Origin of the sequence: Pseudomonas sp. NFACC16-2 (assembly GCF_900119205.1) — a bacterium.
In the GTDB taxonomy this organism is placed as follows: Bacteria; Pseudomonadota; Gammaproteobacteria; order Pseudomonadales; family Pseudomonadaceae; genus Aquipseudomonas; species Aquipseudomonas fluorescens_Q.
This window is the reverse complement of record NZ_FPIX01000007.1, coordinates 138489-163959: the sequence shown is the minus strand read 5'-3', so window position 1 is coordinate 163959 and position 25471 is coordinate 138489. Positions and strand designations below refer to the sequence as shown.

General features: G+C 60.2%; 19 protein-coding genes. 16 read left to right on the top strand and 3 right to left on the bottom strand.

Features of this window, described 5'->3' with window-relative positions; translation table 11 throughout:
• Positions 1-110 precede the first annotated feature (110 nt).
• From BT116_RS08990 to BT116_RS08940, 11 genes are all read left to right on the top strand, one after another.
• The gene (locus BT116_RS08990; protein WP_072342462.1) at positions 111-2909 is read left to right on the top strand and encodes an LPS-assembly protein LptD; all 2799 of its coding nucleotides are present in this window, start codon (positions 111-113) and stop codon (positions 2907-2909) included.
• Positions 2890-4206 (top strand): peptidylprolyl isomerase SurA, encoded by a 1317-nt coding sequence (gene surA, locus BT116_RS08985; RefSeq protein ID WP_139197732.1) that lies wholly within the window; start codon positions 2890-2892, stop codon positions 4204-4206. Before BT116_RS08990 ends, surA begins: the two co-directional genes overlap by 20 nt.
• On the top strand, positions 4203-5192 hold the full coding sequence (pdxA, locus tag BT116_RS08980) for a 4-hydroxythreonine-4-phosphate dehydrogenase PdxA (protein ID WP_063324110.1): 990 nt from the start codon (positions 4203-4205) through the stop codon (positions 5190-5192). Before surA ends, pdxA begins: the two co-directional genes overlap by 4 nt.
• Positions 5189-6007 (top strand): 16S rRNA (adenine(1518)-N(6)/adenine(1519)-N(6))-dimethyltransferase RsmA, encoded by an 819-nt coding sequence (rsmA, locus tag BT116_RS08975; RefSeq protein ID WP_018607222.1) that lies wholly within the window; start codon positions 5189-5191, stop codon positions 6005-6007. Before pdxA ends, rsmA begins: the two co-directional genes overlap by 4 nt.
• Before the next feature lie 115 nt (positions 6008-6122).
• Positions 6123-6503, top strand: a complete 381-nt coding sequence (gene apaG / locus BT116_RS08970; RefSeq protein WP_003206172.1) for a Co2+/Mg2+ efflux protein ApaG — start codon at positions 6123-6125, stop codon at positions 6501-6503.
• Positions 6503-7378 carry a symmetrical bis(5'-nucleosyl)-tetraphosphatase gene (locus BT116_RS08965; protein ID WP_072342460.1) on the top strand — a complete coding sequence of 292 codons (876 nt, stop codon included), beginning with the start codon at positions 6503-6505 and terminating at the stop codon, positions 7376-7378. The genes apaG and BT116_RS08965 overlap by 1 nt, the downstream gene beginning before the upstream one ends.
• A gap of 32 nt (positions 7379-7410) precedes the next feature.
• Complete coding sequence (gene glpE / locus BT116_RS08960; protein ID WP_072342457.1) at positions 7411-7740, top strand: thiosulfate sulfurtransferase GlpE; 330 nt, start codon at positions 7411-7413, stop codon at positions 7738-7740.
• A 300-nt stretch (positions 7741-8040) separates the two neighbouring features.
• Positions 8041-9963: a PrkA family serine protein kinase gene (locus BT116_RS08955; protein WP_003206178.1), complete on the top strand. Its 1923-nt coding sequence runs from the start codon at positions 8041-8043 to the stop codon at positions 9961-9963.
• A 113-nt stretch (positions 9964-10076) separates the two neighbouring features.
• On the top strand, positions 10077-11348 hold the full coding sequence (locus BT116_RS08950) for a YeaH/YhbH family protein (protein WP_072342454.1): 1272 nt from the start codon (positions 10077-10079) through the stop codon (positions 11346-11348).
• On the top strand, positions 11345-12910 hold the full coding sequence (locus BT116_RS08945; RefSeq protein WP_072342452.1) for a SpoVR family protein: 1566 nt from the start codon (positions 11345-11347) through the stop codon (positions 12908-12910). Before BT116_RS08950 ends, BT116_RS08945 begins: the two co-directional genes overlap by 4 nt.
• A gap of 63 nt (positions 12911-12973) precedes the next feature.
• On the top strand, positions 12974-14200 hold the full coding sequence (locus tag BT116_RS08940; RefSeq protein WP_072342449.1) for a multifunctional CCA addition/repair protein: 1227 nt from the start codon (positions 12974-12976) through the stop codon (positions 14198-14200).
• A gap of 80 nt (positions 14201-14280) precedes the next feature.
• Here BT116_RS08940 and folK read toward each other — a convergent pair whose 3' ends face one another.
• Positions 14281-14799: a 2-amino-4-hydroxy-6-hydroxymethyldihydropteridine diphosphokinase gene (folK, locus tag BT116_RS08935; protein ID WP_072342446.1), complete on the bottom strand. Its 519-nt coding sequence runs from the start codon at positions 14797-14799 to the stop codon at positions 14281-14283.
• Positions 14790-15143, bottom strand: a complete 354-nt coding sequence (gene folB, locus BT116_RS08930; RefSeq protein ID WP_003206187.1) for a dihydroneopterin aldolase — start codon at positions 15141-15143, stop codon at positions 14790-14792. The genes folK and folB overlap by 10 nt, the downstream gene beginning before the upstream one ends.
• Positions 15144-15217: 74 nt before the next feature.
• Here folB and plsY point away from each other — a divergent pair, with 74 nt between their 5' ends.
• Positions 15218-15787 (top strand): glycerol-3-phosphate 1-O-acyltransferase PlsY, encoded by a 570-nt coding sequence (gene plsY / locus BT116_RS08925; RefSeq protein WP_003206189.1) that lies wholly within the window; start codon positions 15218-15220, stop codon positions 15785-15787.
• An 8-nt stretch (positions 15788-15795) separates the two neighbouring features.
• Here the strand turns inward: plsY and tsaD are convergent, their stop codons facing one another.
• Positions 15796-16821, bottom strand: coding sequence for a tRNA (adenosine(37)-N6)-threonylcarbamoyltransferase complex transferase subunit TsaD (gene tsaD / locus BT116_RS08920; RefSeq protein WP_072342444.1), 1026 nt, complete (start codon positions 16819-16821; stop codon positions 15796-15798).
• Between the two features lie 199 nt (positions 16822-17020).
• Here tsaD and rpsU point away from each other — a divergent pair, with 199 nt between their 5' ends.
• The 4 genes from rpsU (at position 17021) to BT116_RS08900 (ending at position 25461) form a co-directional block, all read left to right on the top strand.
• Entirely contained in the window at positions 17021-17236 is a 216-nt protein-coding gene (rpsU, locus tag BT116_RS08915) for a 30S ribosomal protein S21 (RefSeq protein WP_002551877.1), read from the top strand.
• Positions 17237-17716: 480 nt separating this feature from the next.
• The gene (gene dnaG / locus BT116_RS08910; RefSeq protein ID WP_072342441.1) at positions 17717-19675 is read left to right on the top strand and encodes a DNA primase; all 1959 of its coding nucleotides are present in this window, start codon (positions 17717-17719) and stop codon (positions 19673-19675) included.
• A 67-nt stretch (positions 19676-19742) separates the two neighbouring features.
• A complete protein-coding gene (rpoD, locus tag BT116_RS08905) occupies positions 19743-21590 on the top strand; it encodes an RNA polymerase sigma factor RpoD (RefSeq protein ID WP_063324103.1) in 1848 nt (615 codons plus the stop codon).
• A gap of 127 nt (positions 21591-21717) precedes the next feature.
• Entirely contained in the window at positions 21718-25461 is a 3744-nt protein-coding gene (locus tag BT116_RS08900; RefSeq protein WP_072342438.1) for a bifunctional diguanylate cyclase/phosphodiesterase, read from the top strand.
• Positions 25462-25471 lie beyond the last annotated feature (10 nt).

Here is a 25471-nt window from a genome sequence, read left to right as displayed (position 1 = left end):
CTAGCCGTCAAGCGGGTCATGCTTTATTATCCAGCATCTTTTTCAGACCATCGAGAGGCGTGCGGCCCACACCGCGGGCAGATGGCACGCAGGAAGCCCGGACTAATAAGATGGCATTGAAATCCCCCGCGTTTCGTAAAAAATTTCCGTTGCTGGTCACCGGCAGTCTGCTGGCCCTGCAACCCCTGGCCTCTTCATTCGTCGTCGCGGCGCAGCAGTATGACTGCTCCGTCTCCGCTTCGGGTGCCTGGGACTGTGCGCCCAAGACACCGGCCGCCGCGTTGCCGCCGCGTCCCGTGCATGACGGCAGTGCGGTTTCCGACAGCGGCGCGGCTCCGGCCGACAGCAGCTCGGGCGAGGAAGCCGGCGAAAAGCCGATGCTCGTTACCGAAGCCAAGGGCCGTGGCCTGAAGTCGCGCAGTGCAGACTACAGTCACCTGGATTGGGTTCCACGGGAGAACCTCACCCCGGCGCAATTGGCTGAAACCGGCCCTTACTGCTCGGGTGCCTATATCGAGCCGACCCGTCCTGGCATGAACGACAAGACGGCCAAGAGCGACGCTCCTACCTTCCTGGGCGCCAAGGCTTCGCGCTATCAGCAGGAAGAACAGGTGGCGACCCTGGCCGGCGACGTGGTCATGCGCCAGGGCAGCATGCAGGTCGAGGCCGACGAGGCCAGCCTGTACCAGGCTGAGAACCGCGGTGAGCTGAGCGGTAACGTACGCGTTCGCGACAACGGTGCACTGATCGTCGGCGACCATGCCGATGTACAGCTGGACACCGGCGAAGCCAAGGTCGACAACGCCGAATACGTGATGCACAAGTCGCGCATCCGCGGTAACGCGCTGTACGCCAAGCGCGCCGAGAACGCGATCATCCGCCTCAAGGACGGTACGTACACCACGTGCGAACCGAACAGCAACGCCTGGACGCTCAAGGGCAACAACATCACCCTGAACCCGGCCACCGGCTTCGGTACCGCGACCAACGTGACGCTGCGGGTCAAGGACATTCCAGTCCTGTACACACCTTATATTTATTTCCCGATCGACGACCGTCGCCAGTCCGGCTTCCTGCCGCCGACCATCGGCAGCGGCAGCGATACCGGCTTCCTGCTGGTCACCCCGTACTACTTCAACCTGGCACCGAACTACGATGCCACGTTGTACCCGCGCTACATGGGCAAGCGTGGCCTGTTGATGGAAGGCGAGTTCCGCTACCTGACCAAGTCCAGCGAAGGTCAGTTCGGCGCGGCGTACCTCAACGACGAAGAAGACGAACGCGCCAAGCAGTCCGACTACAGCAAGACCCGTTACATGTACAACTGGCAGCACAAGGGCGGGTTGGATTCGCGTGTGCTGACGGAAGTCGATTACACCAAGATCAGCGATCCTTATTATTTCCAAGATTTGCAGACCGATCAGATTGGTGTTGAGTCCAAGGATTATGTGAACCAGCAGGGTGCGGTGAGCTATCGCGGCGACAACTACATTGCACGAGTGAACGCCCAGGCGTATCAGATGGCGACGATTTCGAAGATCACGCCCTATAACCGCCTGCCGCAGATCACCTTTGATGGCGCACTGCCTCAGCATCCGTATGGCCTGGATTTCGCTTACAAGACGGAATTGGTTCGGTTTGATCGGGATTTGAGGAATGGCCTTTACAGCAACGAAGAAGGCGATACAACACCGTGGCTGGATAACAACATCCGTGGCCTTGCGCGGGCTAACGGCAATCGCCTGAATTTGGCGCCGGTCATGAGCCTGCCGATGGAAGCCAGCTATGGCTACATCAAGCCATCCCTGAAATATCAGTACACCCAATATGACTTGGATCTGGATGGCAGAGGCAAATCGCAGGTTGCCCTACAGAACGCCGAGGCCGACCGCCTACGTGGCACGTACAGCAGTAGCCAGAGCCGTGGTGTTCCGATCGCCAGCATTGACAGCGGCCTATATTTTGACCGCGATACCCAATGGTTCGGCACCAACTATCGCCAGACCCTGGAACCACGCCTGTTCTACCTCTACGTACCAGAGGAGGATCAGAGCGATATTCCGGTCTTCGATACCAGCGAATCGACTTTCAGCTATTCCTCGCTGTTTCGGGACAACCGCTTTACCGGCTCCGACCGTGTCGGCGACGAGAACAAGCTGTCCTTGGGTGTGACCAGCCGCTGGATCGAGGAAAACGGCTTCGAGCGCCAGCGCATCAGCGTCGGGCAGGCCCTTTACTTCAAGGATCGCGAAGTCCAACTTCCAGGCATCGACTTCAAGACACGCGAAGACGCCAAGTCGGACGTTTCCCCATACGCACTGGAATACGAATACCGCTGGAACCGCGACTGGCGCACCACGGCCACCTACAACTGGGACCCGGATACCCACAGTCCTCGCTCGGGCAGCGCGATGTTCCACTACCAGCCGGAAGACAACCCGAACAAGGTCATCAACGCCGGTTATCGCTATCGCAACGATCAGGTCCGTTACGACGAGACCACTGGTCAATGGCAAGTGGGCGGTGGCGACTACGGCCGACCGGGTGATCCGAACTACGTGAAGGACTACTACAAGATCAAGCAGCACGACTTCTCGGTCATCTGGCCAATCGTGCCGCAGTGGAATGCAATCAGCCGCTGGCAGTATGACTACAACCGCAACCGCACCCTGGAAGCCTTCGGTGGTTTCGAATATGACAACTGCTGCTGGAAACTGCGCCTGATCAACCGTTACTGGGTCGACTATGAAGAGTTCAGTCAGGCCGCCCCGGAAAACGAAAAAGGCGACCACGGCGTCTTCCTCCAAATTGTTCTGAAGGGACTCGGCGGCCTTACTGGCGCCAAGGTAGAGAGCTTCCTCGACAAAGGCATCCAAGGTTATCGTGAACGTGAAGACCAAGCTTTCTGATTGTCTGCGCCCGCTGATGCTGGGCGCGCTGTTCCTGGGTACCGCGGCCAACGCCGCGGTACAGTCCATCGATAAAGTGGTGGCCATTGTCGATAACGACGTGGTCATGCAGAGCCAGCTGGACCAGCGCGTCCATGAAGTGCAGCAAACCATCGCCAAGCGTGGCGGTGGCCTGCCGCCTCCGGGCGTGCTGGACCAGCAAGTGCTCGAACGCCTGATCGTCGAAAACCTGCAGTTGCAGATCGGCGAACGCTCTGGCATTCGCATCACCGATGAAGAACTGAACCAGGCCGTCGGCACCATTGCCCAGCGCAATAACATGAGCATCGACCAGTTCCGCGCCGCCCTGGCTCGCGACGGCCTCTCCTACGAGGACGCCCGTGATCAGATCCGCCGCGAAATGGTTATCAGCCGTGTGCGCCAGCGCCGTGTGGCCGAACGCATCCAGGTGTCGGAGCAGGAAGTGAAAAACTTCCTCGCCTCGGACCTGGGCAAGATGCAGCTTTCCGAAGAACTGCACTTGGCGAACATCCTGATTCCGACCCCGGAAAGCGCCAACTCCGAAGCGATCCAGAGCGCTTATCGCCAGGCAATGGATGTCTACCAGCAACTCAAGCAAGGCGCTGATTTCGGCCAAATGGCCATTGCCAAGTCGGGCAGCGACAACGCCCTGGAAGGCGGTGACATGGGCTGGAGAAAACCCGCTCAGCTGCCGCCTCCGTTCGACCGTGAACTGAGCGCCATGGCCGTGGGCGACATCACCCAGCCAGCACGCACCCCTGGTGGCTTCATTATCCTGAAAGTGCTGGAAAAACGCGGTGGCGGAACCCAGGTCCGTGACGAAGTCCATGTTCGCCACATCCTGATCAAGCCAAGCGAAATTCGCAGCGAAGCCGAGACCAAGCGCCTGGCGGAAAAACTTTACGACCGCATCGAAGCGGGCGAAGACTTTGCTGAACTGGCGAAGAGTTTTTCCGAAGACCCGGGCTCGGCCCTCAACGGCGGCGACCTGAATTGGGTTGACCCCAATGCGCTGGTTCCCGAGTTCCGCCAGGTCATGGCCGACACGCCGCAAGGCCAGTTGTCCAAACCGTTCAAGAGCCCTTATGGCTGGCACGTGCTGGAAGTCCTTGGCCGCCGCGCCACTGACAGCACCACCCAGGCTCGCGAACAGCAGGCAATGACTGTCTTGCGCAACCGCAAATACGACGAAGAGCTGCAAACCTGGCTGCGTCAGATTCGCGACGAAGCCTACGTTGAAATCAAACTTCCTGGTGCAGACCAGGCAGCGCAGTGAAACCCAAGCGTTTCGCGCTGACCCCCGGCGAACCAGCCGGCATTGGTCCCGACCTGTGCCTGCTGCTCGCCTCGCAAGCCCAGCCACACCCCCTGATTGCCATCACCAGTCGCGACCTGCTCCTTGAGCGGGCCGCGCAACTGGGGCTGGTCGTCAACCTGTTGCCCGTGACCTCGCAAGCCTGGCCGGACGTCCCGGCGCCCGCCAACAGCCTGTATGTCTGGGATACGCCCCTGGGTGCTCCGGTCGTCACAGGGCAGTTGGACAAGGCCAACGCCGCGTTCGTCCTCGAGACCCTGACCCGCGCCGGCCAGGGCTGCCTGGACGGTGCGTTCGCCGGCATGATCACCGCACCGGTGCACAAAGGCGTGATCAACGAATCCGGGATTGCCTTTTCCGGGCACACCGAATTCCTGGCGGACCTGACCCACACCGCGCAAGTGGTGATGATGCTCGCTACCCGTGGGCTGCGTGTGGCCCTGGTGACCACTCACCTGCCCTTGCGGGACGTCGCCGACGCCATCACCCCGGAACGCCTGGAGCGGGTCACGCGCATCCTGCACGCCGACTTGCAGGAAAAATTCGGCATCGCCCGGCCGCGCATCCTCGTTTGCGGGCTCAATCCCCACGCGGGTGAAGGCGGACACCTGGGCCGTGAAGAAATCGACATCATCGAACCCACTTTGGAGCGCCTGCGCAGCGAGGGCATGGACCTGCGTGGCCCGCTGCCTGCCGACACTCTGTTTACCCCCAAATATCTGGAGCACTGCGACGCGGTGCTGGCGATGTACCACGACCAGGGCCTGCCCGTGCTGAAGTACAAAGGTTTCGGCGCGGCGGTCAACGTGACGCTGGGCCTGCCGATCATCCGCACCTCCGTGGACCATGGCACTGCCCTGGACCTGGCCGGCAGCGGCAAGATCGATACCGGCAGCCTCCAAGTCGCGCTGGAAACCGCCTACCAGATGGCCGAGACCCATTTATGACCGAGCAATACCAACACCGCGCGCGCAAGCGTTTCGGCCAGAACTTCCTGCATGACGCCGGCGTGATCGATCGCATCCTGCGCTCGATCCGGGCCAAGCCCGACGACCGCCTGCTGGAAATCGGCCCGGGCCAGGGCGCCCTGACCGAGGGCCTGCTCGACAGCGGCGCGCAACTGGACGTGGTGGAACTGGACAAGGACCTGGTGCCGATCCTCAACCAGCAGTTCGCCGGCAGGAGCAATTTCAGCCTGCACCAGGGCGACGCGCTGAAGTTCGACTTCAATAGCCTGAACGCTGCGCCGAACAGCCTGCGGGTGGTGGGAAACCTGCCGTACAACATCTCCACGCCGCTGATCTTCCACCTGCTGAGCAACGCCGGCCTGATCCGCGACATGCATTTCATGTTGCAGAAAGAAGTGGTCGAGCGTCTCGCTGCCGGCCCTGGCGGTGGTGACTGGGGTCGCCTGTCGATCATGGTCCAGTACCATTGCCGGGTCGAACACCTGTTCAACGTAGGCCCGGGCGCGTTCAACCCGCCGCCGAAAGTCGACTCGGCCATTGTCCGCCTGGTGCCCCATGCCGTCCTGCCGCACCCGGCCAAGGATCATCGCCTGCTGGAGCGGGTGGTACGCGAAGCGTTCAACCAGCGCCGCAAGACCTTGCGCAACACCCTGAAACTATTGCTCAGCAGCACCGAAATCGAAGCTGCCGGCGTCGATGGCAGCCTGCGCCCAGAGCAGTTGGACCTGGCAGCGTTCGTGCGCCTGGCCGACAAACTCAGTGAACAGGTCGCCCCGCAAGTCGACGCCAACTGAACGGGTGACGATCGCTATCGGGCAGTACACCAGTCTGGTCTACTACCCGATACTTGGCCTAGACTGATCTCCTGAGTCGCGCCCGCGTCCCGCTTCGTTTTTAAGGCCTTTTTGCATGTCCGATCCTCGTTACCAGGTCGACGTCAGCGTCACCACCCGTTTTCTGGCAGAACAGTCGCAACCCGAGCATGACCGCTTCGCTTTCGCCTACAGCATTACCGTGCGCAATAACGGCTCCTTGCCGGCCAGGCTGCTGTCACGGCATTGGATCATCACCGACGGCGATGGCCATGTCGAAGAGGTGCGTGGCGAAGGGGTGGTCGGCCAGCAGCCGTTGATCGATGCAGGCAAGAGCCACAGCTACAGCAGCGGCACGGTGATGACGACCAAGGTCGGCACCATGCAGGGCACCTACCAGATGCTCGCCGAGGACGGCAAACGCTTCGACGCCGTCATCAAACCCTTTCGCCTGGCCGTGCCCGGGGCCCTGCACTAATGGCCACGTATGCGGTCGGCGACCTGCAAGGCTGCCTCGACCCGCTCAAATGCTTGCTGGAGCGCGTTGCTTTCGATCCTCAAAAAGACACGCTGTGGCTGGTGGGCGACCTGGTCAACCGTGGCCCGCAGTCCCTTGAGACGTTGCGTTTTCTCTACCGCATACGCCAGTCGCTGGTGTGCGTGCTCGGTAACCACGACCTGCATCTGCTGGCTGCCTGGCAGAACATCGAGCGCCTGAAAAAGTCCGACACCTTGAGCGAAATTCTCGACGCCCCCGATTGCGTTGAACTGCTGGAGTGGTTGCGCCAGCAGAAGCTCATGCACTACGACGAGGCGCGCAACCTTGCACTGGTCCATGCCGGCATCCCGCCCCAGTGGTCCCTGCGCAAGGCGCTCAAGTGCGCTGGCGAAGTCGAACAGGCATTGCGCGACGACAACCTGTTCGCCCCCTACCTGGACGGCATGTACGGCAACGAGCCGGTCAAGTGGGACAACGACCTCACCGGCAGCGCTCGTCTTCGCGTCATCACCAATTATTTCACGCGCATGCGCTTCTGCACCCGCGACGGCAAGCTCGATCTCAAGGGCAAGGAAGGTATCGAGACGGCGCCACCCGGCTATGCCCCCTGGTTCAAGCACAGTGAGCGCAAGACCCGTAACCTGAAGATCATTTTCGGGCACTGGGCCGCACTCGGCGGCCAATCCGACGAACCCGGCGTCTTCGCCCTCGACACCGGTTGCGTGTGGGGCAGCGCCATGACCCTGATGAACGTCGACACTGGCGAGCAACTACATTGCGATTGCGATGAACAGGGCCACGCCAAAACCCATCACCCGTCCACTGCACCATTGCCGGCCGGCACTGCCGTTTGACCGGCGTTGCGCTTCAGCTACAGGAGCCCCTCATGAGCGAATTCAAACGCATCCCCCCGGAACAGGCCCAGGCCCTGCGCGAGCAAGGCGCGGTCGTCGTCGACGTCCGCGACCCAGCCACTTTTGCGGCTTCGCATATCAGTGGCTCCCGGCATCTGGACAACCATTCCATCGCCGACTTCATCCGGGCCGCCGACCTCGATGCGCCTACGGTCGTGGTCTGCTATCACGGCAACTCCAGCCAGAGCGCAGCCGCCTATCTGGTCAGCCAGGGCTTCCGCGACGTCTACAGCCTGGACGGCGGTTTTGAGTTGTGGCGTGCGACTTATCCTTCAGAAACAGCGCAAGACAATCACGAATAATTTTTTATGCCGTCCAAGCCCGCGTGAACCGTGGGCTTGAGCAATGGCAGACGAACGGTCTGCCATAACTAATTACGTATTCCACCTTTACCTCCGTGATTCCGAACTATCCTTAGCCTCAGGCCATCCAAAACAGGGGAGAGCCGGTACACCGGCGCGCGGGTCATCGGGAGTCAGCTTTCAAGAGCCTGCATGCTTGAAAGCATTCTGGGGGGTAAAACGGCAACTGGGTTCCCAGCGGCTGTCCAGCATCGACTGATTGATCCGACACCGGCTCCACGTATCGAGCGAGGTGACGTCATGAGCATTTTTAGCCACTTCCAGCAACGTTTCGAGTCCACGCGGCAGGAGGAATACTCGCTGCAGGAATACCTCGAACTCTGCAAGCAGGACCGCAGTGCCTATGCATCGGCTGCGGAGCGTCTGTTGCTGGCCATCGGAGAACCGGAGCTGCTGGATACCTCGACCAACTCGAGGCTCTCGCGAATTTTTTCCAACAAGGTGATTCGCCGCTATCCGGCCTTTGCGGACTTCCACGGGATGGAAGAATGCATCGAACAAATCGTGTCCTATTTCCGCCACGCCGCCCAAGGCCTGGAGGAGAAGAAACAAATCCTTTATCTGCTCGGCCCCGTGGGTGGTGGTAAATCGTCCCTGGCCGAGAAGCTCAAGCAACTGATCGAAAAAGTGCCCTTCTACGCCATCAAGGGCTCACCGGTGTTCGAATCGCCTCTAGGACTTTTCAACGCCACTGAAGATGGCGCGATCCTCGAGGAAGACTTCGGTATTCCACGCCGCTATCTCAATACCATCATGTCGCCCTGGGCAACCAAGCGCCTGGCCGAGTTCGGCGGTGACATCAGCCAGTTCAAGGTGGTCAAGCTCTACCCATCGATCCTCAACCAGATCGCGGTGGCCAAGACCGAACCGGGTGACGAAAACAACCAGGATATTTCCGCCCTGGTGGGCAAGGTCGATATCCGTAAACTGGAAGAATTCCCACAGAACGACGCCGACGCCTACAGCTATTCGGGTGCGCTGTGCCGGGCCAACCAGGGCCTGATGGAATTCGTCGAAATGTTCAAGGCGCCCATCAAGGTGCTGCACCCGCTGCTGACCGCCACTCAGGAAGGTAACTACAACAGCACCGAGGGGCTGGGGGCCATTCCGTTCACCGGCATCCTGCTGGCCCACTCCAACGAATCGGAATGGCATACCTTCCGCAACAACAAGAACAACGAGGCCTTCATCGACCGGATCTACATCGTCAAGGTGCCGTACTGCCTGCGAGTGAGCGATGAGGTGAAGATCTACGACAAGCTGCTGTTCAACAGTTCGCTGTCCAAGGCCCATTGCGCACCCGACACCCTGAAGATGCTTGCCCAGTTCACGGTGCTGTCGCGCCTCAAGGAACCGGAAAACTCCAACATCTATTCGAAGATGCGCGTGTACGACGGTGAAAACCTCAAGGACACCGATCCGAAGGCCAAATCGATCCAGGAATACCGCGACAATGCGGGGGTCGACGAAGGGATGAACGGGCTGTCCACACGCTTCGCGTTCAAGATCCTGTCCAAGGTCTTCAACTTCGACCCTCACGAGATCGCGGCCAACCCGGTTCATCTGCTGTATGTGCTGGAACAGCAGATCGAGCAAGAGCAATTCCAGGCCGAAACCCGCGAGCGCTACCTGCGTTTCCTCAAGGAATACCTGGCCCCGCGCTACATCGAGTTCATCGGCAAGGAAATCCAGACGGCGTACCTGGAGTCCTACAGCGAGTACGGCCAGAACATCTTCGACCGCTACGTGCTGTACGCAGACTTCTGGATCCAGGACCAGGAATACCGCGACCCGGAAACCGGCGAAATCCTCAATCGCGTGGCCCTCAACGAGGAACTGGAAAAAATCGAGAAACCGGCGGGCATCAGCAATCCGAAGGACTTTCGCAACGAGATCGTCAACTTCGTATTGCGCGCCCGGGCCAACAACAACGGCAAGAACCCAACCTGGCTCAGCTATGAAAAGCTGCGGGTGGTCATCGAGAAGAAAATGTTCTCCAACACCGAAGACCTGCTGCCAGTCATCAGCTTCAACGCCAAGGCCAGCAAGGAGGACCAGCAAAAACACAACGATTTCGTCACACGCATGGTCGAACGTGGCTATACCGACAAACAGGTACGACTGCTCTCCGAGTGGTATCTGCGGGTCCGGAAATCGCAGTAAGCAGCGGCAAGCTTCTAGCTACAGCCTGTAAGGGACCGGCGTTGAGCCCATGGCTCGACGCCACGCCCCTTGCAGCTTGAAGCTTACGACTTGAAGCTCCTCTGGAGGGGCCTATGAGCTATGTGATCGACCGACGCCTTAATGGCAAGAACAAGAGCACGGTGAACCGCCAGCGGTTTCTGCGGCGTTACCGTGACCACATCAAGAAGGCCGTCGAAGAGGCGGTCAGCCGGCGTTCCATTACCGACATGGAACACGGCGAACAGATCAGTATCCCCGGTCGCGACATCGACGAGCCGGTGCTTCACCATGGTCGCGGTGGCAAACAGACCGTCGTGCACCCCGGCAACAAGGAATTCACCAGTGGCGAGCACATCCCCCGTCCCCAGGGCGGAGGCGGCGGCAAGGGCCCCGGCAAGGCCGGCAACTCCGGCGAAGGCATGGATGAGTTCGTGTTCCAGATCACCCAGGAGGAATTCCTGGAGTTCATGTTCGAAGACCTGGAGCTGCCGAACCTGGTCAAGCGTCACCTGACCGGCACCGACACCTTCAAGACCGTGCGTGCCGGTATCAGTAACGAAGGCAATCCATCACGCATCAACATCATCCGCACCCTTCGCTCAGCCCACGCCCGGCGTATCGCGCTGTCGGGCAGCAGCCGGGCAAAACTACGCGAGGTGAAGGAAGAACTGGCCCGCCTGAAACGCGAAGAACCCGACAATTTTGGCGACATTCAGGACCTTGAAGCGGAAATCGAGAAACTCAGCGCCCGCATCCATCGCGTACCGTTCCTCGACACGTTCGACCTCAAGTACAACCTGCTGGTGAAACAGCCAAACCCCAGCTCCAAGGCGGTGATGTTCTGCCTGATGGACGTCTCCGGCTCTATGACCCAAGCCACCAAGGACATCGCCAAGCGCTTCTTCATCTTGCTGTACCTGTTCCTGAAACGGAACTACGACAAGATCGATGTAGTGTTCATCCGCCATCACACCAGCGCCCGGGAAGTGGATGAAGAGGAATTCTTCTATTCCAGGGAAACCGGCGGCACCATCGTCTCCAGCGCCCTGAAGCTGATGCAGGAAATCATGGCCGAGCGCTACCCCGCCAACGAATGGAACATCTATGCGGCCCAGGCGTCGGACGGTGACAACTGGAACGACGATTCACCGATCTGCCGTGACATCCTGATCAACCAGATCATGCCGTTCGTCCAGTACTACACCTACGTGGAAATTACTCCACGCGAACACCAGGCCTTGTGGTACGAATACGAACGGATTGCCGAAGCTTTTTCCGACACATTTGCCCAACAGCAATTGGTCTCGGCCGGGGATATCTACCCGGTCTTCCGTGAACTCTTCCAGCGCAGGTTAGTGACATGACCGCCAAAAAAGAGCAGAAGCGCCAGCCTATTTCCACCGGCTCCGAATGGACATTCGAGCTGATCAAGGCCTACGACCGCGAAATCAGCCGTATCGCGGACCGTTATGCCCTCGACACCTACCCGAACCAGATCGAAGTGATCACCGCCGAGCAGATGATGGACGCCTACGCGTCGGTCGGCATGCCGCTGGGCTATCACCACTGGTCCTACGGCAAGCACTTCCTCAGTACCGAGAAATCCTACAGCCGGGGCCAGATGGGGTTGGCCTATGAGATCGTCATCAACTCCGATCCTTGCATCGCCTACCTGATGGAAGAAAACACCATCTGCATGCAGGCCCTGGTGGTGGCGCATGCCTGCTATGGGCACAACAGCTTCTTCAAGGGCAACTACCTGTTCCGCACCTGGACCGATGCCAGCTCGATCATCGATTACCTGGTGTTCGCCAAGCAGTACATCATGCAATGCGAGGAGCGCCATGGTATCGACGCGGTGGAGGACCTGCTGGACTCCTGCCACGCCCTGATGAACTACGGCGTGGACCGCTACAAGCGGCCGTATCCGATTTCCGCCGAAGAAGAACGTCGGCGCCAGAAGGATCGCGAAGAGCACCTGCAAAAACAGATCAACGATCTGTGGCGCACCATTCCCAAAGGTGCAGACAAGTACAACGAAAAAGACAATGCCCGGTTCCCTGCCGAGCCCCAGGAGAACATTCTCTATTTCATTGAAAAACATGCGCCGCTGCTGGAGCCGTGGCAGCGGGAAATCGTGCGCATCGTGCGCAAGATCGCCCAGTACTTCTATCCACAGCGCCAAACCCAGGTCATGAACGAGGGCTGGGCCACGTTCTGGCACTACACGCTGATGAACGACCTGTATGACGAGGGCCTGGTCACAGACGGCTTCATGATGGAGTTCCTGACGTCCCACACCAGCGTGGTGTTCCAGCCTGGTTTCGACAGCCCGTACTACAGCGGTATCAACCCTTACGCACTGGGTTTCGCCATGTACCGCGACATCCGGCGCATGTGCGAAAACCCCACCGAGGAAGATCGTCGCTGGTTCCCGGAAATTGCCGGCTCGGACTGGTTGTCCGCCATTAAATTCGCCATGAGCAGCTTCAAGGATGAAAGTTTCATCCTGCAGTACCTCTCGCCCAAGGTGATCCGCGACCTGAAACTGTTCAGCATCCTCGATGACGATCAGAAAGATGACCTGCTGGTACCTGCCATTCACGATGAGAGCGGCTACCGCATCATTCGCGAAACCCTGGCGGCGCAGTACAATCTGGGCAATCGCGAACCCAATGTGCAGATCTACGGCATTGACCGCCGCGGGGATCGCTCGCTGACCCTGCGGCACCAGGCACACAACCGCAAACCACTGGGCGACTCCACCGACGAAGTGCTCAAGCACCTGCATCGCCTCTGGGGTTTCGACATCCACTTGGAAACCCTGCAAGGCGACCAGGTGATGAAAACCCATCACGTCCCCCCAAGAGGCGAACAAGCCGAAGGAGACTACGGTCGCCTGGACCTGGCCGTCATTCATCTTTGATTCCGTTTTCGCCTCCGGACGTCCGACGCAAAGGTTATCCTGTCGGACCAACGGAGGTTTTTTATGCAGATCTATAAAGTCGGCGGCGCCGTTCGCGACCGCCTGCTAGGCATTCCCGTCACCGACATCGATCGGGTCGTGGTGGGTGCCACCGCCGAGGAAATGCTCGCCAAGGGGTTTCGCCCGGTGGGAGCCGATTTTCCGGTATTCCTAGACCCAAAGAGCGGCGAGGAATACGCCCTCGCCCGCACCGAACGCAAGAGCGGCCGAGGCTATGGCGGCTTCGTGTTCCATGCCAGCCCTGAAGTGACCCTGGAAGAGGATCTGGTTCGCCGGGACCTGACGATCAACGCCATGGCCGAGGATGACCACGGCAACCTGACCGATCCGTACCACGGCCAGCGCGACCTGGAAGCCCGGGTGCTACGCCACGTTTCCCCCGCTTTCGCCGAAGATCCGCTCCGAGTCCTGCGGGTTGCCCGCTTCGCCGCGCGTTATGCCCCGCTGGGTTTCAAGGTGGCAGGCGAAACCCTTGAACTGATGCGCCAACTCAGCGAGTCCGGCGAGCTGGAAGCACTGACGGCCGAGCGCAGTTGGAAAGAAATTTCCCGCGCCCTCATGGAAAAACAGCCGCAGGTATTTATCCAGGTCTTGCGCGACTGCACGGCCCTCAAGGTCCTGATGCCAGAGGTCGATGCGCTGTTTGGCGTACCCCAGCCTGAAGCCCATCACCCGGAAATCGACACCGGCGTCCATACCCTGAGCGTGCTGGAACAAGCCGCCCTGCACCAACAACCACTGACAGTCCGCTGGGCCTGCCTGCTCCATGACCTGGGCAAAGGCCTGACGCCCCAACACGAATGGCCGCGACACATCGCCCATGAGCACACGGGGTTGAAGCTGATCAAAGCGGTCAACGAGCGCTTCAAGGCGCCTCGCGACTGCCAGGAATTGGCGTTACTGGTAGGCCAATACCACACCCATGGTCATCGCGCGCTTGAACTCAAGGCGTCCACTTTGCTTGAGCTGCTGCAGAGTTTCGATGTGTACCGTCGACCTCAGCGCTTCGAGGAATTCATCGCAGCCTGTGAGATGGATGCGCGGGGGCGCAAAGGGCTTGAAGACAGAAGTTATCCACAGGCTGATTATTTGCGCGGCGCAGCGGCAGCAGCCCGCGCAGTGGCGGTGCAGCCCTTGCTGGAGAAAGGCTTCAAGGGACCGGAGCTGGGTGAGGCGATCAAGCGCGAGCGGCTCAAGGCGTTGAAGGCCTATAAGGAGGCGGCGAGCTGACGGGCGTTTTCAGGTCAGTTCGCATTCCGGCCGGATGTAACGCCGCCATCGCGAGCAGGCTCGCGATGGCGGCAGGCGCCTCACAGCAGATTCGAAGGCGTGAGCGGCTGGCCACGCCATTCGAACGCCACTGGCGCCAGTACCTGATCAATCTGCGACTCATCCCACAAGGTAGCGAAGCTTTTGCCTACACCGGGATGAATCCGGTCCGGCGCAATCAACGACAAAGGCCATAGGACGAAGGCGTTCTTGAGGATTTCCGCGCGCGGCAAGATCAACCCATCGAAGTTGCCGACCTGTTCGCCATACAACAACACGTCGATATCCAGCGGCAGCCCCTTGCGGTCCGGCGCATAGCGACCGTTGTCCGCCTCGATGAACTTGAGACGACGATCCAGCTCCATCAGCGGCAGATCCGTGAAGGCCGAGACGACGAAATTGAAGAATGGCCCGCTCTTGATACCCACCGGCTGGCTCTCGAACACGGCCGAACAGCGGATGTCCACCAGGAAACCGGCCAGGGCTTCAAGACCGGCGCACAGATGGGCTTCGCGCTCGATATTGCTGCCGAGCCCGAGAAAAACCTGAGTCAGCGACATCCGCGCTCGATCTCCACACCAACGCCGCTGGCCGCCGGTACGGCGCCAGGCTTGGTTAATTTCAGACGCAGCCAGGTGATCTTGAACTCATCCATGAGCTCCTGGGCCAGTCGCTCGGCAAAGGTCTCGACCAATTGGAACTGCGCCTGTTCGGCAAATGCCTGGATGCGCGACGACACGCTGGCATAGTCGAGCGCCAGGGTCAGGTCGTCGCCAGCAGCGGCCGGACGGTTGTCCCAGGCGAAGCTCAGGTCAAGCCGCAGGCACTGCCGGATGCCTCGCTCCCAGTCGTAGGCCCCGATTACCGTGTCGACTTCCAGGCCCTCGATAAACACTCTGTCCAAGCACTCTTCTCCGCAGCACGACAAGGGCGCAATGCGCCGTTAGAATCAGGGCGTCCTCGCCCGGAATAGTTAGCATGTTTTGGTTACTGGCGATTCTCGCCTACCTGCTCGGCTCGCTGTCCTTCGCCATTTTGCTCAGCCGCCTGACCGGTCGCCCGGATCCGCGAATGAGTGGCTCAGGCAATGCCGGCGCCACCAACATGCTGCGCCTGGCCGGACGCAAACTCGCCATCCTGACCCTGCTGGGCGACCTCTGCAAAGGCCTTGTCCCGGTATTGATCGCCAGCCTCGCAGGGCTCTCGTTGCAGCAACAGGCCTGGATTGGCGTCTGCGCCGTCATCGGCCATCTATTCCCGCTGTACTTTCGCTTTCGTGGCGGCAAGGGTGTCGCCACCGCCGCCGGCATGTTGCTGGGTTTGTACCCGCCCGCCGCCCTGCTGGCTGTCTGTGCCTGGCTGCTGACGTTCTACCTGACCCGCACCAGTTCCCTGGCCGCGCTGATCGCCACGCCGCTGACCCTGCCGTTGCTGGCCTGGCAGGAACCGGCGGCCTTGCTACCGATGACCGCGCTGGTTGCGCTGATCGTCTGGCGTCACCGGGGCAATCTACGCGACCTGTTCGCCGGGCGCGAACGGCATTTTTAAATGACGCTTCACAGGGGCGCCAACTGCTCCATCGGCCAGCGCGCCTGTACGCTGATCGCCAGGCTTTCGTGCTGGCCGGCCTGCAAGCGCTGGCAACCGGCAAAGGCAATCATCGCGCCGTTATCGGTACAGAACTCCGGCCGGGCGTAGTAAACGTCGCCCTTCATGTCGCCGAGCATTTTCTCCAGCGATGTCCGCAAGGCCTTGTTCGCGCTCACGCCGCCCGCGATGACCAGGCGCTTGAGCCCGGCCTGCTTGAGGGCACGCTTGCACTTGATGGTCAAAGTCTCCACCACGGCCTGCTGGAACGCCAGCGAGATGTCGCAACGGGCTTGTTCACTGTCGTCCCCGGCGCTGACGCACTGCTGCCAAGTGTTCAGGGCGAAGGTCTTCAACCCGCTGAAACTGAAATCCAGGCCGGGACGGTCGCACATCGGCCGCGGGAACACGAAACGCCCATCGACCCCTTGCGTCGCAAGCCGGGAAATTTCCGGCCCACCGGGATAATTGAGGCCCATCATTTTTGCAGTTTTGTCGAACGCTTCGCCGGCAGCATCATCGAGCGTCTCGCCGAGCAACTCGTATTGGCCGATGCCATCGACTCGAATGAGCTGCGTATGGCCGCCCGATACCAACAAAGCGACGAACGGAAATTGCGGCGGTTGCGACTCCAGCATCGGCGCCAGCAGATGACCTTCCATGTGATGCACGCCCAAGGCCGGAATCCCCCAGGCAAAGGCCAGCGCCTGGGCACAGGAGGCGCCCACCAGCAACGCGCCCACCAGGCCCGGGCCGGCGGTGTAGGCGATGCCGTCGATCTCGGTCGGCACGCAGCTGGCTTCGGCCAGGACCTGACGGATCAAGGGCAGCATGCGCTTGACGTGATCGCGGGAGGCAAGCTCAGGCACCACCCCGCCGTAGGCACGGTGCAGGTCGATCTGGCTGAACAGCGCATCGGCCAGCAGGCCACGTTCACTGTCGTAAAGTGCGACACCGGTTTCGTCGCAGGAGGTTTCTAATCCCAGTACTAGCATGGGTTTGCGCCTTGTAGAGGCTGAATTCGAAGGCGCGCATAATAGTCGCCGCGTTGTGCCCCGACCAGCGGTTTTCGATCAGAGGCTTTGCATTCCGAGCGTTGAGGGGTTAACATCCGCAACCCTTAAAAACCGACGTCTTCAAGTGCTCTTTTGCCGCGAGGATGTTGACCCCGGTAATGAATGAAGGTAGCTCTGGATGCCAGCCGTCAAAGTAAAAGAGAACGAACCCTTCGACGTAGCTCTGCGTCGTTTCAAGCGCTCCTGCGAAAAAGCCGGTGTTCTGGCTGAAGTTCGTAGCCGCGAATTCTACGAGAAGCCGACTTCTGAGCGTAAGCGCAAGGCAGCAGCCGCTGTTAAGCGTCACGCCAAGAAAGTTCAGCGCGAACAGCGCCGCGCCGTACGTCTGTACTAATACACAGACGTCCGTAGCAAGCTTCTGCCAAGCCCGGCCTTCAAGCCGGGCTTATGGCATTTGCGGAATAACGCTTGATGCTTCACTGTCAAATGTCGCAGACGCGACATAGACAACCTGCTTCACCGCGTCAGACCTGGCTCTTTTGCCAGCGGTGCACGTCTTTCCTGACGAGCCTTCCAAGGCTACCGACGAGCACACCCTGATTCCTCTAACGACGATCAGCCCAAGGCACCTGCCTGCGTGTCCGCTTCATGAGCTATCCGAGGCCTGAACAGCCGTTACCGGACTCAGCGCAACACATTCAAACAGTCGAATACTGATAGTTATTAACGTCAGTGGATTATCGGCAGATACACTTCCCGACAGCGATGATGCAGACGACCCGGTCGAGCCACCGATTTAGCGTGCCTCAAACCCAGACTCGGTTACGCCTGCCGATTTCGGGTCCATATTTCGCGCAGTGATGATGAGAACGCCATGGCCGGGCTGATTCCCCAGAGCTTTATTGACGACCTCCTGAACCGCACCGACATCGTCGACGTGGTCAGCTCTCGCCTGCAAATGAAGAAAGCGGGCAAGAACTACACGGCCTGCTGCCCGTTCCATAAAGAAAAAACGCCTTCTTTCAGCGTCAGCCCCGACAAGCAGTTCTACTATTGCTTCGGCTGCGGCGCTGGCGGCAATGCCCTCGGCTTCATCATGGACCACGACAACCTGGACTTCCCCCAGGCCGTCGAAGAACTGGCCAAAGCCGCCGGCATGGAAATACCCCGGGAGGAAAGCGGTCGACAGCACAAGCCACGCCAACCGACCGATTCTCCGCTTTACCCACTGCTGACGGCGGCGGCGGATTTTTATCGCCAGGCCCTCAAAAGCCATCCGGCACGCAAGGCTGCGGTGGATTATCTCAAGGGCCGCGGCCTGACCGGCGAAATCGCCCGGGACTTCGGCCTCGGCTTCGCCCCGCCCGGCTGGGACAACCTGTACAAGCACCTAAGCAGCGATACGCTGCAACAGCGCGCCATGATCGACGCCGGCCTGCTGATTGAAAATGCCGAAACCGGCAAGCGCTACGACCGCTTCCGCGACCGGGTCATGTTTCCGATCCGCGACACGCGCGGACGGATCATCGCCTTTGGTGGCAGGGTGCTGGGCGACGACAAGCCGAAATACCTAAACTCCCCGGAAACCCCGGTGTTCCATAAGGGCCAGGAACTCTATGGCCTGTACGAAGCACGCAAGAACAACCGCAACCTCGATGAAATCATTGTCGTCGAAGGCTACATGGACGTTATTGCCCTGGCCCAACAAGGCCTGCGCAACGCTGTGGCGACCCTGGGCACGGCCACCAGCGAAGAGCACATGAAGCGCCTGTTTCGCGTCGTGCCCAACGTGCTGTTCTGCTTCGACGGCGACCAGGCCGGTCGCAATGCTGCCTGGCGCGCACTGGAAGCGACCTTGCCGTGCCTGCAGGACGGCCGGCGGGCACGCTTCCTGTTCCTGCCCGAGGGCGAGGACCCGGACACACTGGTGCGCTCCGAAGGCACCGATGCGTTCCGTGCGCGGATCAACCAGCACGCACAGCCGTTGGCCGACTATTTTTTCCAGCAATTGACCGAAGAAGCCGATCCACGCTCCCTCGAAGGCAAGGCCCACATGGCCACCCTCGCGGCACCGTTGATCGACAAGGTGCCCGGCGCCAACCTGCGCACACTCATGCGCCAGCGCCTGAGCGAGATCACCGGCCTGAACAGTGAAGCGGTCAATCAACTGGTGCACAGCGCCCCCCAGGAGGCGCCACCAGCTTATGACCCGGGCATCGATTACGACGCGATGCCGGATTTCGCCGACTATCATCAACCTCAGCAGGATTACGCCCCCCAGCAGGAATGGACACCGAAAAAACCCGGCAGTGGCGGCAAGAAATGGGACAAGAAACCCTGGGACAAGAACGGCAAGCGCGGCGATCGCGACCAGCCACGTGCCCCGCGCGTGCCGGCCGCCGTCGAACCACCAACACTGGCCGCCTTGCGCACCTTGCTGCATCACCCGCAACTGGCGGAAAAAGTAGAGGACGCCGGGCACTTCGCCGCCGAGGACCACAGCAATACGCAATTGCTGGTCGCACTCCTTGAAGCCGTGCAGAAGAACCCCAAGCTAAACTCTTTCCAGTTGATTGCACGGTGGCACGGCACCGAGCAGGGGCGCCTGTTGAAGGCCCTGGCCGAGAAGGAATGGCTGATTGAGGGAGACAACCTTGAACAACAGTTTTTCGACACCATTACTAGCTTGTCCGCCCGCCAACGCGAGCGAAACCTGGAACAACTTCTGCGAAAAGCTCGCCAGAGCGAGTTGACCAGCGAAGAGAAAAACCAATTGCGCGACTTACTCAGCCGCAATGTTTGCGCATCAAACCCGACCTCAACTGGCGCGTGAGGTCACAGCTCAGGTATAATCCTCGGCTTGTTTTTTGCCCGCCAAGACCTTCAGTGGATAGGGTGTTATGTCCGGAAAAGCGCAACAGCAGTCTCGTATCAAAGAGTTGATCCTATTGGGTCGTGAGCAGGGCTACCTGACTTACGCGGAGGTCAACGACCACCTGCCGGAGGATATTTCAGATCCGGAACAGGTGGAAGACATCATCCGCATGATCAACGACATGGGGATCAACGTATTCGAGGTTGCTCCAGATAAGGATGCCCTTATGCTGGCCGACGCCGATACCGACGAGGCGGCCGCTGAAGAAGCGGCCGCAGCGTTGGCAGCGGTCGAGACCGACATTGGTCGCACCACGGACCCCGTGCGCATGTACATGCGTGAAATGGGTACGGTAGAGCTCCTCACACGTGAAGGCGAAATCGAAATCGCCAAGCGTATTGAAGAAGGCATCCGTGAAGTGATGGGCGCTATCGCGCACTTCCCTGGCACGGTTGACCATATTCTCTCCGAGTACACCCGCGTCACCACCGAAGGTGGCCGCCTGTCCGACGTCTTGAGCGGTTATATCGATCCGGACGACGGCATTGCGCCGCCTGCCGCCGAAGTGCCGCCACCGATCGACGCGAAAGCCGTCAAGGCCGACGACGACACCGATGACGACGACGCCGAAGCGAGCGACGACGAGGAAGAAGCCGAAAGCGGTCCAGATCCGATCATCGCAGCACAGCGTTTCGGCGCTGTGGCCGACCAGATGGAAATCACCCGCAAGGCGCTGAAAAAGCACGGCCGCAACAACAAGCAGGCGATTGCCGAGCTGTTGGCACTGGCCGAGCTGTTCATGCCGATCAAGCTGGTACCCAAGCAATTCGAAGGCCTGGTCGAACGTGTTCGCAGCGCCCTGGATCGCTTGCGCCAGCAAGAGCGCGCGATCATGCAGCTTTGCGTGCGTGATGCCCGCATGCCGCGTGCCGATTTCCTGCGCCAGTTCCCTGGCAACGAAGTCGACGAAAGCTGGACCGATGCGCTGGCCAAGGGCAAGAGCAAATACGCTGAAGCCATTGCTCGCTTGCAACCGGACATCGTTCGCTGCCAGCAGAAGCTCAGTGCGCTGGAGGCCGAGACTGGCCTGAGCATCGCCGAGATCAAGGACATCAACCGTCGCATGTCGATCGGCGAGGCCAAGGCCCGTCGCGCGAAGAAAGAGATGGTCGAAGCGAACTTGCGTCTGGTGATCTCCATCGCCAAGAAGTACACCAACCGCGGCCTGCAATTCCTCGACCTGATCCAGGAAGGCAACATCGGCCTGATGAAGGCGGTGGACAAGTTCGAATACCGTCGCGGCTACAAGTTCTCGACTTATGCCACCTGGTGGATCCGTCAGGCGATCACTCGCTCGATCGCCGACCAGGCCCGCACCATCCGTATCCCGGTGCACATGATCGAGACGATCAACAAGCTCAACCGTATTTCCCGGCAGATGCTGCAGGAAATGGGTCGCGAACCGACGCCGGAAGAGCTGGGCGAACGCATGGAAATGCCCGAGGACAAGATCCGCAAGGTATTGAAGATCGCCAAAGAGCCGATCTCCATGGAAACCCCGATCGGTGATGACGAAGACTCCCATCTGGGTGACTTCATCGAAGACTCCACCATGCAGTCTCCGATCGATGTCGCCACTGTCGAGAGTCTCAAGGAAGCGACTCGCGAAGTACTCTCCGGCCTCACTGCCCGTGAAGCCAAGGTACTGCGCATGCGCTTCGGCATCGACATGAATACCGACCACACCCTTGAGGAAGTCGGTAAGCAGTTCGATGTAACCCGTGAGCGGATTCGTCAGATCGAAGCCAAGGCGTTGCGCAAACTGCGCCACCCGACGCGAAGCGAGCATCTGCGCTCCTTCCTCGACGAGTGACCTTCAAAACCCCCGGCCCTGCCGGGGGTTTTGCTATGCACAGATAAAATCCCCTTCGCTACGCTCCTCAGCACCCTGTTGCCCGTCTACACTCGAATCATCCTCACCAAGCCATGACGAGACAGTGATGCCCAGACTGACGGCCGCGCTTTTGCTGTCATTGATGACCTGGACCGCAACAGCTGGCGCGTTGACGCTCACCGACGAGGAGCTCCGCTGGCTCAAGGACCACCCCGACCTGCGCCTGGGTGTCGATGCCTCATGGCCGCCGTTTGAGTTTCGTGACGACCAGGGCCGCTATCAGGGCTTGGCCGCCGACTACGTCGACATCATTCGTGAACGGCTGGCCATCAAGCTCACACCCATCGAGCCGGTCAGTTGGACCGCCGTGCTGGAGCAGGTCGCACAGGGCAAGATAGACCTTTTGCCGGGCATCATGTCTACACCGGAGCGTCAGAACTACCTGGCATTTACCCGCCCTTACCTGGATTTCCCCATCGTCATCCTGGCCCACCGCGGTGGCGCCCAGCCGCACAACCTCAAGGAACTGTACGGGCTGAAAATAGCCGTGGTGGAGAACTATGCCCCCCATGAATTGCTGCGCAACCACCACCCCGACCTGAACCTCGTGGCGCTGCCCAACGTCAGTTCAGCCCTGCAAGCCCTGGCGACCGACGAGGTGGACGCGGTAGTGGGCGATCTGGCCTCCAGCGTCTGGAGCCTGCGTCAACTCAAGCTCGAAGGCCTTTATGTCAGCGGGGAAACGCCGTATCGCTATCAGTTGGCAATGGCCGTCCCTCGAGACAACAAGATATTGGTGGGCATCCTGGACAAGGTCATGGCGGACATGAGCCCCGCCGAAGTTGCCGAGATCCAGCAGAAGTGGGTCGGCAATGTGCACGACTACCGCCAGCTCTGGTCAGACTTGCTGCTTTACGGCCTGCCTGCGTTGCTGCTCCTGGTCGGCATACTGGCAGTGGTGATTCGCATCAACCGCCGACTCAGCTCGGAAATCGCCCGGCGGGTCGAGCTGGAACAGGAGCTGCGCAGCAGTGAATACCATTACCGTGGGCTGGTGGAGAGCCTGTCGGCCATCGCCTGGGAGGCAAGGGTCAGCGACTTCACTTACAGCTACGTTTCGCCCCACGCAGAAGACTTGCTGGGCTATCCCCTTTCCCATTGGCTGATACCGGGCTTCTGGCGCAACATCATTCATCCCGCCGACCTGATCCGTGCCCAGACCTATTGCGATCATGAAGTGCTGGCCGGTCGCGACCACTGCATCGATTATCGTGTGATCACTGCCGATGGCCGTTGCCTGTGGGTGCGCGATATTGTCAGCCTGATCGAACACGGGCACGAACCGGTAATGCGTGGGCTAATGATCGACATCAGCGAAGCCAAGCGCACCGAAGAAGCCCTGCGCCTTTCGGAGCAGAAATTTGCCTCGGTGTTCCGCCAGTGCCCGGACATCCTGGTGATTGCACGGTTATTGGACGGTTGCCTGCTGGAGGTCAACAAGGCCTTCGAAGAGCAGATCGGCCTGAGCGCCGCCGAGGTGGTGGGACACAGCGCAACCGAACTGAATATCTGGGGCATCCAGGGCGTGGGGCCGGGCCTGTTGCAGCGCTTGCAGGCCGGTAGCATTCGCAACCTGGAAATGCCCTTCCGCCGTAGCAATGGCCAGGTGTTCACCGGGCTGATCTCCGCCGAGCCCTTCGACCTCGACACGACGCCAGCCCTGGTCGTGGTGGTGCGGGACATCAGCCAGCTCAAGGAAACCCAGCAGCAATTGCAGACATCCGAAGAGAAGTTTGCCAAGGCGTTCCACGCCTCGCCCGATGGCCTGCTGCTGTCCCGGCAAAGCGACGGCCTGCTGATCGAAGTCAACGAAGGCTTCAGTCGCATTACCGGTTTCAACAGTGCCCTGTCGGTGGACCGCTCTACCCTGGACCTGGGCATCTGGGTCAACCTCAACGAGCGAAAGCAGATGCTCGACCTGCTGAAGCGGGACGGCTTCGTCAGGGACTTCAGTTGCCACATCCGTCGCAACGACGGGCAGATCCGGCTCTGCGAAGTCTCCAGTCGCCCGCTGCCCATCGGCAACGAAGACTGCATGCTGACCATCGCCCGGGACATCACCGAACGCCATCTCATGCAGGAGAAACTGCAACAGGCCGCCACCGTGTTCGAAAGCACTGCCGAAGGCGTGCTGATCACCGATACGCAACAACACATCAGCGCGGTAAACCGAGCCTTCACCGAAATCACCGGCTACAGCGAAACCGAAGCCTTGGGCCATACGCCCCGGTTGTTGGCTTCCGGCCTGCACGACAGCGCGTTTTACGCCGCGATGTGGCATCAGTTGACGGCCGAAGGGCACTGGCAAGGAGAGATCTCCAACCGACGCAAGAACGGCGAGCTGTACCCCAGTTGGCTGACCATCAGCGCGGTGCGCAATCGGGACCGACAGATCACCCATTTCGTCGCGGTCTTCGCCGATATCTCCAGCCTCAAACACGCCCAGGCCCGCCTCGACTACCAGGCCCACCACGACCCGCTGACAGGCCTGCCGAATCGCACGCTGTTCGAAAGCCGCTTGCAGGCAGCTCTCAATGGCCAGCAGGAAAACGGTAGCCAGGGTGCCGTGCTGTTCCTGGACCTGGACCGCTTCAAGCACATCAATGACAGCCTCGGACACCCGGTCGGCGACCTGTTGCTCAAGGGCATTGCCGTGCGCTTGCGCGAGCAGTTGCGCGACATCGACACCGTGGCGCGCCTGGGCGGCGACGAGTTCATTATCCTGCTGCCGGGCCTGCAACAGCCCAGCGATGCGGAGCACATCGCCCAAAAACTGTTGAACTGCTTTGCCGCTCCGTTCCAGGCCGGCGAGCACGAGTTCTTCATCAGTGCCAGCATCGGTACCAGCCTCTACCCGCAGGACGGCTGCGACGTCGCCACGCTGGTGAAGAATGCCGACGCGGCGATGTACCGCTCCAAGGCCAAGGGACGCAACCGGGTGGAAAGCTATACCCGCGACCTCACCGCCCAGGCCAGCGAACGAGTGGCCTTGGAACATGAGCTACGACGGGCGATTGAACGCAACGAGTTGTCATTGTCCTTCCAACCCAAAATCAGCCTCGTCGACAACCACCTGGTAGGTGCCGAAGCATTGATCCGCTGGACGCACCCCACGTTTGGCGACGTGCCGCCGGAACACTTCATCCCCCTGGCGGAAGAAAACGGCATGATCCTGCAAATCGGCGACTGGGTACTGGAGCGCGCCTGCCGGCAGCTGTGTGAATGGAATGACGCCTACGACAGCCTCGGCCCCCTTTCGGTCAATCTGGCCGGAGCCCAGCTGCGTCAACCCAATCTACTGGGGCGTATCGAACAACTGCTGCGAGAGCACCGGCTCGAACCCGGCTTATTGCAACTGGAAATTACCGAAAACTTCATCATGAGCCAGGCCGAAGAGGCCCTGACAGTGCTGCACCAGCTGAAAAAACTCGGCGTGCAATTGGCCATCGACGACTTCGGCACGGGCTATTCCTCCCTGAGCTACCTCAAGCGCCTGCCACTGGACATCCTCAAGATCGACCAATCCTTCGTCCGCGGCCTGCCCGACGATCCCCACGACGCGGCCATCGTACGGGCAATCATCGCCCTGGGCCGCAGCATGCAATTCACCATCATCGCCGAGGGCGTCGAAACCCTGGCCCAACAGCAATTCCTGACCGAGGAAGGTTGCGAACAGATCCAGGGCTACATCGTCAGCCTGCCCCTGTGCGCCGAGGAGTTCGCCGCAACGTTTCTTCGTGTGCGCGTATCGGATTTTTCGGATAGCACAGCCGAGAAACCGTCGTTATAATCCGCGACCT